The 12,338-nt window shown below is 41.1% G+C and carries 11 protein-coding genes and 1 pseudogene; 6 read left to right on the top strand and 6 right to left on the bottom strand.

Annotated features, from left to right (window positions below):
* Positions 1-48: 48 nt before the first annotated feature.
* Positions 49-984 carry a 50S ribosomal protein L3 N(5)-glutamine methyltransferase gene (prmB, locus tag CWC02_RS19580; protein WP_054553196.1) on the bottom strand — a complete coding sequence of 312 codons (936 nt, stop codon included), beginning with the start codon at positions 982-984 and terminating at the stop codon, positions 49-51.
* A gap of 101 nt (positions 985-1,085) precedes the next feature.
* Here prmB and smrB point away from each other — a divergent pair, with 101 nt between their 5' ends.
* The 3 genes from smrB to CWC02_RS19565 all read left to right on the top strand — a co-directional run bounded on the left by smrB (position 1,086) and on the right by CWC02_RS19565 (position 4,137).
* Positions 1,086-1,643 (top strand): endonuclease SmrB, encoded by a 558-nt coding sequence (smrB, locus tag CWC02_RS19575; RefSeq protein WP_054553197.1) that lies wholly within the window; start codon positions 1,086-1,088, stop codon positions 1,641-1,643.
* Between the two features lie 24 nt (positions 1,644-1,667).
* On the top strand, positions 1,668-2,588 hold the full coding sequence (locus tag CWC02_RS19570) for an AEC family transporter (protein ID WP_138619850.1): 921 nt from the start codon (positions 1,668-1,670) through the stop codon (positions 2,586-2,588).
* A gap of 232 nt (positions 2,589-2,820) precedes the next feature.
* Positions 2,821-4,137 (top strand): sensor domain-containing diguanylate cyclase, encoded by a 1,317-nt coding sequence (locus CWC02_RS19565; RefSeq protein WP_138619849.1) that lies wholly within the window; start codon positions 2,821-2,823, stop codon positions 4,135-4,137.
* Between the two features lie 9 nt (positions 4,138-4,146).
* On the opposite strand, the pseudogene CWC02_RS19560 reads toward CWC02_RS19565, so the two are convergent.
* From CWC02_RS19560 to sixA, 4 genes and pseudogenes are all read right to left on the bottom strand, one after another.
* Positions 4,147-4,879: pseudogene (locus CWC02_RS19560) on the bottom strand (SDR family oxidoreductase).
* Positions 4,876-5,352 (bottom strand): ASCH domain-containing protein, encoded by a 477-nt coding sequence (locus tag CWC02_RS19555; RefSeq protein ID WP_171043877.1) that lies wholly within the window; start codon positions 5,350-5,352, stop codon positions 4,876-4,878. The pseudogene CWC02_RS19560 and the gene CWC02_RS19555 overlap by 4 nt, the downstream one beginning before the upstream one ends.
* Positions 5,336-5,686, bottom strand: a complete 351-nt coding sequence (locus tag CWC02_RS19550) for a RidA family protein (protein ID WP_054562122.1) — start codon at positions 5,684-5,686, stop codon at positions 5,336-5,338. Before CWC02_RS19550 ends, CWC02_RS19555 begins: the two co-directional genes overlap by 17 nt.
* Positions 5,687-5,735: 49 nt before the next feature.
* Positions 5,736-6,212, bottom strand: a complete 477-nt coding sequence (sixA, locus tag CWC02_RS19545; protein ID WP_054553202.1) for a phosphohistidine phosphatase SixA — start codon at positions 6,210-6,212, stop codon at positions 5,736-5,738.
* A 194-nt stretch (positions 6,213-6,406) separates the two neighbouring features.
* On the opposite strand from sixA, the gene CWC02_RS19540 reads away from it, so the two are divergent.
* On the top strand, positions 6,407-9,127 hold the full coding sequence (locus CWC02_RS19540) for an insulinase family protein (protein ID WP_138619847.1): 2,721 nt from the start codon (positions 6,407-6,409) through the stop codon (positions 9,125-9,127).
* Positions 9,128-9,303: 176 nt separating this feature from the next.
* Complete coding sequence (locus CWC02_RS19535; RefSeq protein ID WP_371352126.1) at positions 9,304-11,418, top strand: sensor domain-containing protein; 2,115 nt, start codon at positions 9,304-9,306, stop codon at positions 11,416-11,418.
* On the opposite strand, the gene CWC02_RS19530 is transcribed toward CWC02_RS19535, so the two are convergent.
* Entirely contained in the window at positions 11,415-11,621 is a 207-nt protein-coding gene (locus CWC02_RS19530; protein WP_228482643.1) for a hypothetical protein, read from the bottom strand. The two genes, CWC02_RS19535 and CWC02_RS19530, sit on opposite strands and share 4 nt — an antisense overlap.
* A 208-nt stretch (positions 11,622-11,829) precedes the next feature.
* On the opposite strand from CWC02_RS19530, the gene CWC02_RS19525 reads away from it, so the two are divergent.
* A complete protein-coding gene (locus CWC02_RS19525; RefSeq protein ID WP_138599010.1) occupies positions 11,830-12,306 on the top strand; it encodes a DUF4234 domain-containing protein in 477 nt (158 codons plus the stop codon).
* Positions 12,307-12,338 lie beyond the last annotated feature (32 nt).

The following is a 12,338-nucleotide window of genomic DNA, read 5'->3' as shown; positions in this document are numbered from 1 at the left end:
AATGACTACTGAGACCGAGCCCTCAGGCTCGGCTTTTAAAATCTGCTGTTAATCTGCGAAATAGTTAACAAGCTGTTGTTTGCTGATCACAAACACGCCAAGTCCACCTTGTTCGAATTCAACCCACTCAAACGGAGCGCCCGGGTACAGCTCTTCCATATGTACCATAGAGTTACCAACTTCGACAAATAACAAACCGTTATCAGTTAGATGCTCAGCGGCTTCAGCTAGGATGGTGCGAGTAACATCAAGACCATCATGCCCTGATGCTAAACCAAGCTCTGGCTCGTGATGGAATTCACGAGGTAAATCAGCCATATCTTCAGCATCAACATACGGTGGATTAGCTACGATCAGGTCATATTTTTGACCCGGAACACCACTAAACACGTCTGACTGAATTGGCAGTACACGGTCATTTAGCATGTAATCGCTAATATTAATATCAGCAACTTCGAGCGCTTCATATGAAATATCAACCGCATCAACCTGTGCATCTTCAAATGCTTGCGCAAGTGCAATAGCAATACATGCAGAGCCGGTGCATAAATCAAGAATGCGCGTTACTGAGCTTGGCTCTTCTAACCAAGGTGCAAAGCGATTGTTAATTAGCTCAGCAAATGGCGAGCGTGGAATTAACACGCGCTCATCAACATAAAACGGCATACCTGCAAACCACGCGGTGTTGGTCAGGTACGGTACTGGCGTACAATCATTAATACGCTCTGCAATTAGTTCAGCTAAGCGGTTTTTCTCGGTGCTGGTTAAACGCGCATGCATAAGCTCTTTTGGCGCATCGATTGGCAAGCTTAGTGCTGGTAATAGTAAGCTAACTGCTTCATCCCACGCATTATCTGTGCCGTGCCCAAAGAAAATACCACTGCTGGCAAATTGACTGGTTGTCCAACGTAACCAATCATGCAACGTTGAAAGTTCTGCAATTGCCTCGTCTAAAATTGCGTCTTCTATCTGGAAATGGTTCATGTATGTTCCTTAACTTTCAAAGTCTGTTCTGACGCGTATTGTACCGTCTTTTCAGTTGGTTTTTACTCGATTTTTAGCGTTTTTTTGTTTAGACTGCCGCCATGAAAAAAGATCCCCACGCCAACAACCACATTAGCACTGACGATATTGACTTATTTCGTCAGAGTATCAGTGGTGCCAAAGCATTTAAACAAGACACTATTCGATTCACCAATAAGCCTAAAGTGTCACAAGCGAAGCAATTTTCCCAGCAAAAAAAGCAACATCAGGCAGAATTTTTCTTTTCTGATGAATATGTACCAGACATCGACACTCATGGCACCGTAAGTTATGTCAAACCAGGTCACGATAGCTTTTTAGCAAAGCAACTTCGCCGTGGAGATTACCCACCTGAGTTAACCCTTGATTTACATGGCTTAAATAAAGAATTAGCCAAAGATGAGTTGGCGGGTTTAATTCATGAGTGTAAAAAACAGCATTACTATTGCGCTTGTGTTGTGCATGGCATTGGTGAGCGCATACTTAAACACAAGGTACCGCAATATTTAGTTCAACACCCTGATGTGATTGCTATGCACCAAGCGCCTCTTGAATTTGGTGGTAAAGGTGCTGTACTTATTTTAATTAATCTTCCACAAAGTGATGAGTTCAGACGCTAACGTCTTCTTGTCATAAGGCCTAAAGTGCATATTTTATCGATTATCTTTCCACTGATTTTTATCGTGTTAAGTGGTTACATCAGCTCGCGAAGCACGTTTTTATCGAAAGAGCATATTGCAGGGTTAAGTAAGTTTACTTTTTACATTAGCGTGCCTGCTTTTCTATTTTTAAATATGGCCCAAGCCGATTTACAAAATAGTGTATCTATTGCAGGCTTTTTGAGTTTTTACATCCCGGTATTGGCCATTTACGCCCTCGGCTATGTGATTGACCGCTACCTCATTAGCAAGCAATCTGCGCCGTCACGTCATGCTGTATTTGCCCTTGGCAGTAGTTACTCAAATACGGTACTGGTAGGTTTGCCTATTATTATTGCAGCACTTGGGCAACAGATGGTCGGTATTGTATTTATGATCATCACTTTTCATAGCGCACTTTTGTTTACCCTCACCTTTTTGCTCAGCGCTAAATCGAAGCAAACATTCTCTTGGCGAGCATTTGCTAAAAACATGCTGCTCAATCCAGTCGTGTTAAGCATCAGTAGCGGCTTGGCTGTTAACCTACTTGGCTTTACACTTTTTGATGATTTTGCAAATGGCCTGAGTCTACTTGCGAAACCTGCCATTGCCTGTGCGTTATTTGTATTAGGGGCAAACCTTGCATTTTATAAAGTGGCCGACAACTTACAAGCATCACTCATTGCAACCATCATCAAGCTTTTAGTGTTACCGTGCGGGGTCTACTTTTTTGCAGGCAGCGTATTCAACCTAGAGCAATCATTACTGAACGTGTTAGTACTTTTAAGCGCCTCTCCTTTAGGGGTCAACGCTTATCTAATCGCCAATCAAATTAAGCAACACCAAGCGACACTGGCAAGTAGCGTCGTGCTTTCAACAGTATTGAGTGTAGTGAGCTTTAGTGCTTGGTTAAACGTGTTACTCTAGCTAGAAGTCATTACTAAAAATATTGAAAAAGCAGTATTTAATATATTCGCTATAATGAACTTGACTTATAATTGCACAACATCGTCTTTTAACTAATCACAAATTTATAAGCACCACTTTAGAAAGGCTTTCAGTGAAAACGATTTTACGGCATCAACGAAACTTATATAGCATTTTAATTTGCATCATTTTCGTCATAGGTTACGCATCTTATCTCACTATAAGTAATATAGTGGCTGAACAAAGTCGCTTACAACAACAGTCTATTGCCCCTGTTTTTTCATTGGTTGTCGAAGAACTCTACAAGCCTGTTCATACTGCCCAAGCCTTAGCGAGCACAGGAAGCTTAAGTAACTTACTTACTGATAGTGAACTAGACCAAGCCGCCATTCTAAACCACTTAGAACAGCTTCAGGAAAATTTAAATATGCTCGTTTTTGTAGCAAGTGAGCAACAACAAATGCAATTTAATTCTGATGGCACAACGATTGATTTACAAAAAGAGAATATCGAGTGGTATCCAAAAGTAAAAGCAATGCAAGGCGATACCGTTGCTATCTTAGGAAACCGCGAGAACGTACATTTATACGTAGATATCAAAGTTTATTCTGAGCAAGGCAACTTTTTAGGCTTTATAGGTGTAGGTAAAAGTCTTCAGTCATTTTGGGAAGCTTTTCAACAATATAAAGCTACACATGGCTACGACTTACTTTTTGTCAATAACGTTGACGAGGTGGTGCTTTCATCTCATCGAGACTTTCAAGCACAGTTTACTGATATTGTTAACTTAAATGAACTTAGTTGGTTCAAAAATGCGGCACAAGAGCTGGCCAACATGGAGAATTTGAGCAGTATCATTATCCAAATAGAACAGGATGATCATGTTGTTACGCAATTCAACTTGCCCCAGCTAGATTGGCGAGTTTTTTTAATATCGCCTATGGCTAAAAGACAAGCAGAAATTAACTATGCATTTTTCAGTCACAGCGCTCAATTGGCTGCAATTTTGTTTTTCTTATTATTGTTTATTTATGCTGCATTTGCTTATCAGCGTAAAAGTATTGAGGCGAGAATAAACATAGATCCACTCACAAAACTGGCGAATAGAGACAAAATAAACCACTGGTTTGAAGAACACACCGAAAAAGAGAATAGCCTCGCTTTAATCATGGTTGATATTGATCATTTTAAGAACATTAATGATCTGTATGGCCATAATACCGGAGATAAGGTTATTAAAGAGGTAGCAAAAATACTCAGAAGCAACCTAGGAGAGCAAGATGTTGCTAGCCGTTGGGGAGGTGAAGAATTTATTATTTTGATGCCTAACACAAGTCTATCGGTTGCGAGCCAGTTAGCTGAAAAGATTAGAAAAGACATTGAGTTAAATTTATTTACCGTAAATAGTCAATCATTAAAGGTGACGGCAAGTTTCGGAGTTACTCAAGCACAAAGAGCTGAAAAACTTGAGAGCATTGTAGCTGATGCTGATAGAGCGTTGTATGAAGCAAAGCAGCAAGGCCGCAATCGTGTGTGTAAAGCTTTTTAACTTAACGACTTAAAGCCCGCCTGATACATCGATAAAACTGCCTGTTGTGAATGAGGCTTGCTCACTTGCCAAAAAGTAAATCGCTGAGGCGACCTCTTCTGCTTCACCACCGCGCCCTAGCGGCAACTTAGATTTTAACCTATCAACTCGGTTTGCTTCACCGCCATCGCGGTGCATATCGGTATAAATAAGGCCTGGTCTTACCCTATTAACCCGAATACCTTTACTCGCGACTTCTTTAGCAAGGCCTATCGTGAAGGTATCAAGCGCTCCTTTTGATGCGGCATAATCTAAATATTCATTTGGTGAACCTGTGCGTGAAGCACCCGATGAAACATTCACAATACTGCCTTTGTCCATACGCTTTATTGCTTCGCGCGCACAGAAAGGCGCCAGTAACATTACAGCTTAAAATAGCGTTGATACGCTTAGCATCCATCTCTAATAACGGCATTTGTGGCATCATCATCGCTGCGTTATTAACTAACACATCTAACCGCGAAACCTGAGTATCTAATTTAGCGAACATGGCGAGCACTTGCTGCTCATCGGCTATATCAGCTTGCAACAAATAGGCATTCACGCCAAGCGCTTTTATCTCATCAGCGACCTGCGCTGCACTTGCGTGATCTGACTTATAGTTAATACACACATCATAACCATGTTTAGCAAACAGTTTTGCTGTCGCTGCCCCTATACCGCGGCCGCCTCCGGTAATAAGAACCACTGGATTCGTATTCATTCTGACTCCTTGAAAACTAACCTAAACTGCTCACACACCAACGGCATCTCAGGGTGACATTGATAGCCTGTACCTGCGAGCTCTCGCTGATAATAATCCCAATGCACATGCTGCCAGTACTCAAGGCTTTTGTCGCCCTCACCTTCTAATGCGGCGTAATCGGCGCTTATTTGATTATATGGGGTAATAGTTACAGAGACGGTTTCAATAATACCGAGGGGCTGCCCCTGCCAATTGGTAAAAATGGCTAAATCACCAACTTCAGGAAGGGCTTCATTATTGGCTTTAAACCAATAAAGTGAAGGGGTTGTGGCTTGTTTTACGCCATTTAAAACCAGTAATGCGCATTCATTAGCATCTTGCTCATTGTCACAAAAATGCCAACTTGGTAGTTCAGTCACTGTGCGGCCTGATTGCTCATTAAAGCGAGCAATCAGCTGCGCGATACGCTGCTCGTTACTTAACTGCTGCAACGACAGAAATCTCTACAAGTAGTGCGTCACGCGCCATTTTTGCCTCAACACAAGCGCGAGCAGGCGCATGACCCTGTGGTACCCATGCATCCCAAACAGCGTTCATCTGTGCAAAGTATTCCATGCTTTTCAAGTAGATTGTGGCGCTTAGCATGTGCTCTTTGCTACTACCTGCTTCAATAAGTAGCGCTTCGACCTTATCCAGCATGGTTTGAGTTTGTTCGGTGATATCTTTTTCGGCATCAGCACAAACTTGGCCGCATAAGTAAACTGTGCCGTTATGCTTAACGATACGGCTCATACGCGCACCGGTTTGTAAACGTTCGATAGTCATAGTAATAGCTTAAAAAATTAACAGTAGCGCTAATTTAGCAAATCCACTGTTAGATTTCGACGTTATTTGGCGAGTGAATACTAAGGTAGTGACTGCGCTGTTTGTGTTCATCATATTCGATAACAGCAATCGCCCCGGTATTGAAAATAGGCATATGGCCTGGACTTAACTGATCAACTAAATAGCTAACAATAGGCATATGAGCAACGACCAACCAGGTATTGCAGTCTGGATGCATAGCAATCAAGGTTTCGAGGTAATCAGCGGCAACTTGCGGCACACCATCAGGGGTAATGTCGTTACAGGTTTCATTAAATTGTAACGAAATATGTTGCGTAGCATCGGCAGCTGTTTGTTGTGCGCGAATGTAAGGACTTACCAACAGAGCATCTGGTTTATGATGTGTTGCTAACCATTGCCCCATTCGACTAGCTTCTTGGTGACCGGTCTCGGTCAGTTGTCTTGCTGCATCATCTGCTTGCATTGGCGTAGCTTCGCCATGGCGCATGATTAAGATTGTTTTCATAAAAAATCAACCGATTAAAGAATATAAAACAGTAGCCAGTTTGCTTGATTGTTCGCTATATTAGAATATCATCACTAGATACATTAAACATCCGCTTATGATATTCAGGTAGATTTTCGTAGCTCTGTCTTTTTAGCTTTCCTGAAAATATCATCTGTTGTTAGGACATTAACGCACTCTTTCAGGAGCATCTTTTGAATATCAGCCGCAATGATAACAGAACATATCAACCCCTAACACTGGACAATGGTCTAAAAGTACTTTTAGTGCAAGACTTAGAGTCAACAAAATCAGCGGCTTCTATGGCAATTAACGCAGGCCATTTCGACGATCCTCTTGACAGACAAGGCCTTGCGCACTTTTTAGAGCACATGCTTTTTTTAGGCACTGATTTGTACCCAGAATCGGGCGGTTTTTCTAATTTTGTATCACAATCTGGTGGCAACACCAACGCCTGGACTGGCACTGAGCACACTTGCTACTTCTTTGATATAAACAGCCAGCAGTTTGCTGAAGCACTAGCACAGTTCAGTCGTTTTTTTATCGCACCACTACTAAATCCTAAAGAGACTACAAAAGAACGCAATGCCATAGACGCAGAATTCAAACTAAAAATAAAAGATGATGGCCGACGAATTTATCAGGCTCACAAAGAAACGGTGAACCCAGCACACCCTTTTGCAAAGTTTTCGGTTGGTAACCAGCAAACCCTCGCGGATCGTGAGGGCTGCATCAGTGATGAGCTACGTGCTTTCTTCGATAGTCATTATCAGGCTCAGTGGATGACACTGGTGGTCTGCAGCAATGAAGATATTGCGACCATGACCACCTGGGTAAAACAGTTATTTAGCGAAATAAAAGGTCAGCCAAAAAGTAAAGAGATTATAGAGCAGCCACTTTACCGTAAACAAGACTTAGGTAAGGTGTTACACATTGAGCCACATAAACATATGCAAAAGCTCATTATTAGCTTTGCGATGCCAAATATAGATGACTTTTATCGTCACAAAACCGTTAGTTTTATCGCTCACTTACTTGGATACGAAGGCAAAGGATCGCTGTACTCTATTCTAAAAGAGCAAGGCTGGATCAATGCCCTCTCAGCAGGTGGTGGCATTAATGGCAGTAACTTCAAAGATTTTAATATCAGTATGGCGTTGACTGATGAAGGTATTGAATACTATGAAGATATCGTCGAAATGGTGTTTGAGTATATCTGCTTAATTAACCAAAACTGCGATAAATTGCCGCGTCTTTATCAAGACAAAAAGAACCTCTTGCAAATTGCCTTTGATAACCAAGAAAAAGCACGTTTAATTGATTGGGTGAGTAACTTAAGCATTAATATGCAGCATTACGATGAAGCCAATTATGTGCAAGGCGATTATTTAATGGAAGGCTTTAACCGCTGCGCTCATGAAATTGCCATGCAATGGCTAACACCTGATAACATGCGCTTGGTACTCATTCATCCAGGTGTTGAGCCTGAGCACACTACAGCTTGGTACAACACCCCTTATAAAGTAGAGGACATTTCAACAAGTTGGTTAGAAGCGCTAAGCGAAATAAACACGCCATTACCACAGATGTGCTTACCAAGTGCTAACCCATACCTCACCAAAGAGGTTGAGTTATTGCCTTTAGAAAAGCCAACTAAATCACCAGAGCTTTTAGTCAAAAGAGAGGGCTTTGATTTTTGGTTTAAACAAGATGCGACTTTCAGAGTGGCAAAAGGGCATTTTTACTTAGCGATGGACTCAACCTTTGCGATTAAAGATGTTAAGCACATGGCCCTTACCCGCTTATTTGCAGACTTGTTTATGGACAGTGTAGCTGAGCAGTTTTATCCGGCTGAGCTTGCTGGCCTTAGTTATCACTTAACCTCTCACCAAGGCGGGTTAACTCTACACACTGCCGGTCTTTCATCGAGTCAGTTGGAGCTAGTTAATGAGTTATTGGAAGCGCTATTTAATGTTGAAATCTGCGCAAAACGCTTTGCTGAGTACAAAAAGCAGCTAGTTAGACACTGGCGAAACAGCAATCAGAACAAACCTGTTAGTGAGCTATTTAGTATTTTGGGTGCGCAAATTATGCCTTGGAACCCAGAGCCGAATGCCTTAGCACAAGCTTTAAAAGATACGAGCTTCCATCAGTTTAATTGCTTTAGAAATGAGTTTTTTAAAGCCTTGCACGTTGAGTCTTTTTTACATGGTAACTGGCAACGCTCTGATGCGCTTAAGTTCCAAAAACAAGTGACTGAGCACTTAGCTGGCAGCACCACAATTATTGATTTAACGCGACCACTAAACGATATAACCGAAGTAGGTCAACAGCGCTTCATGTTAAATTGCAGCGATCATGCAATGGTACTGTACTATCAAGCACAAACGGATGACACCAGAGAAAAAGTGCAAATGATGGTACTTAACCATTTAATAAATCAAGATTACTTTAATGAGCTAAGAACAAAGCAACAACTCGGCTATTTAGTTGGCGCAGGCTATGCTCCGTTTAATACCCGGGCGGGTATCGCATTTTATGTACAGTCACCTAAGCACAGTGCTGATGAGATACTTCAGCGTCACCAGCAATTTATTAATAATTATGTATCACAAGTAAACAGCATTTCTGAGCAGCAATGGTTAGATACCAAAGCGGGTCTTGTCACACATATTGCTGAAAAAGATAAAAATTTACGCTTACGCTCGCAACGTTTATGGTTGGCAATCGGTAATCGCGATACTGAATTTAATATGCAACGGCAGCTTTTAGAGGCACTTGATAAGTTAAGCCTTGCTCAAATGCAGCAGTATATTACCGAAACCTTTAGTGAAAACAGGCCAAGAATAGAACTTTTAAGTGAGCCAAAGGCCAAAAAACAGCCAAAAAAAACCCTTTCTTCGCATTCTCTTTGACTCGAACGCGAGCTTAGATTAGATTAATTGTTGCGAATTAAAGTAATGCATTAATGACAAAAATAATAAAAATGATTTCTGCTTTTTTAACAATAAGTATGGCTGGGGTTTTTTCTGCATCCGCCAGCCCCATAGAGCTTGAACAGAGCACATTGTTGCTTATTCCAAGTGCTATCATGATGCTGTTATTGCCATACTTATTATTCATAATTTTTAAACTAAAACGCTCTCGACAGCAACTTCGTATCTCAGAACATCGTTTAAAAAGTACCGTAGAAGGTAGTGGTGACACCCTCTGGGACTGGAATATTAAAACCGGCGAGGTGCTACGAATTAATGATAAATACACTTCAGATACAAATAGTAGCAGCGGCTTTCCCCCTAATCGCGAATTAATTCACCCACACGACTTACAACACGTCGAAACAGCCCTTAAAAAACACTTCGCCGAGCATACCGCTTTTTTTGAAGCGAGTTACCGCATTAAAGACAGCTTTGGTCGTTGGCACTGGGTACTAGATCGCGGCAAGATCATCGAAAAAGACGCAAACCTCAACCCTTTGCGTATGACTGGCACTGTAAGAGATATTTCTCAGCTGAAATCAACAGAAGCACGTTTAAACCTATTCGCTAAATGCGTTGAGTCGCTAACTGACGCCATCGCTATTTACGATAAAAACTTCAAATTGGTTGACTTAAACCCAAGTTTTTTAACACTATTTGGTGGTACACGAGAGCAATACTTAAAGAAAGATTTTACCTTAAATGGCTATGACCAAAGCTATGTAGATGAAATTAAAGCCACCGTAAAAGCGACAGAACACTGGCAGCAAGAGGTAAAACTTCGCAATGCGAAAAGACAGCTGTTACCAATTGAAATTTCAATTGATGAAATCAAAAATGAGCACAATCAAATATGTAACTACGTAGTTGTTTTTTCAGATGAAACTGAGCGTAAAAAAGCGGAATCACAATTACATAACTTATCAAACCGTGACCGTACAACGGGCTTACCTAACCGAAACTTGTTTTTCACCAATCTGAAAAAGCTCGCTAAGCAAGATAATCATCACGCTTTGTTAGTGTTTGACCTAGATAACTTTAAGAAGATTAACGACTCTCTGGGTCACCAACTTGGTGATAGCTTATTGTCTAAGCTTGCGATGCGCTTGAATAAGTTAACCCGCGAAAAAGATGTGTTTTACCGTCTTGGCGGGGATGAGTTTGCGCTCGTAATGTCGGGCACCAACGATATTCATACTATCACTCGCATGGCTAAACTCTTTTTAGCCGCAATTGCTACACCTTTTAATATGGCAGGCCATGAACTGGTGATCACCTCAAGTGTCGGTATTGTGCTGTTTCCTGAAGATGGTAATACCCCCGAGTTATTACTTAAAAATGCGGATACAGCCATGTATCACGCTAAGAAAAAAGGTAATAGCTATCTGTTTTTCAACGACACAATGAACCGTGAAGCGGTTAAACGCTTACAAATCGAAAATTTAATGCGTTACGGTCTAAAAGAAGACCACTTTGAAGTGTACTACCAGCCAAAAATGAATATTCGTACAGGTAAACTAGATGGTATGGAAGCCTTGGTACGCTTCATTACCCCGAAAAAAGGTGTAATTAGTCCAGGTGTGTTTATTCCTATTGCTGAAGAAACTGGGCAAATTATCGAAATTGGTGAAGTTGTTTTAAACAAAGCATGCCGCGATGTAAAGGCGTGGATTGACCAAGGGTTATTCAACGGTCGTGTTGCAGTGAACTTATCCGCTAAACAGTTCAGCTTGCCCGATTTAACCACCCGTATTGATGTGATTTTGCAAAAGAATGAACTGCCCTCTTACTTCCTTGAACTTGAGATCACCGAAGGTACGGTTATGGACGACCCAAACGAAGCTATTTCTGTCATGCGCTCACTCAGTGCCCGAGGTATTCACCTTGCAATGGATGACTTTGGTACAGGCTACTCATCGTTAGCTTATCTAAAACAGTTCCCGCTTAATACTTTGAAAGTTGATAAAGCCTTTATTGACGACATGCAAACAGAACGTGGCCGGAATATGGTCGACTCGATTGTAACCATTGCTCATAACCTTGATTTACATGTGGTTGCAGAAGGCGTTGAACAAGCCGAACAAGTCATGATGTTAGAGCAGTTAAAATGTCAGACGGTACAAGGTTACTATTACTCAAAGCCACTATCACAGCCAGAATTTACCGCCTTCTTACAAAAGCAACTCGATAAATCTGCGCCTAGCCTACTAAAAACAGCAAAAGCTTAAGGTCGCCAGCCACACGATTGATGGCCAACGTGACGCACAAATGCGCGGCGGTAGTGCATGTTAAATAAACACCAAGCAACAGGCCCAAGCACACCGCCTAACAGCATCCAGCGCTTTACCGGCATTCCTTTAGACAGAGACTCTAAATACATCACCAAAATAAATACACAACTCAAAAAGATAAATAACACACAGCACCTCATAAAAATCAGCGGCAGTGTACATAATTTCAGCAAGCTTTAAAACTTCACTCATGCTATAACCTCTATAAGGCTTATTTATACTGGCCTTTATGTTACAAAGCTTTACTTTCTAGGCTGTTGAAATGATGTACAAAAAGCAACCTCACTGTTATTATCGATGCGTGCTATCAGCACAAAGGAATATAAAAAATAATTATGAGGAATCGTTATGTCTGAAGAATCAGCTAACATCTATGAAGCACCAGAAGCTGAGCTTACTCAGCAAAACAACGGTGGTAATAAACCTATTTTAAACTTTGACCGCTTCTCTGCTTGGGGCGTGTTCTTTTTATGCCTTTTCACATTTGGTATCTATAGTGTTTATTGGTTAGTGAGCCGAACTAATAAAGCCAATGCATTAGCAGAAAACCAGATAAGCCAAGGCTTAGTTTATGGCTATGTTGCTTTGTACATTGTGAATATTGTGTTGTCTTTTGCAGGAGTTTCACCTGAAATTGGTGGTATTGTGTCACTGATTTCGTTTGTTGTTGCCATTGTATTAATTTTCTCTCTTCGTACATCGATTAAAGAGTTAATTAATGAAGGTAGCAATGAACCAGTTCATTTAGGTGGTATTTTAACGTTTTTCTTTAACGTTATTTATTTCCAATACAAAATTAACGAAGCTATTGATAATCAAAAATAATCGTTTCGTTATTTAATAAAAAAGGCATTGAA

Source organism: Pseudoalteromonas sp. S2721 (genome assembly GCF_005887425.1).
Classification (GTDB): domain Bacteria; phylum Pseudomonadota; class Gammaproteobacteria; order Enterobacterales; family Alteromonadaceae; genus Pseudoalteromonas; species Pseudoalteromonas simplex.
This window is presented reverse-complemented; position numbering and strand designations above follow the sequence as displayed.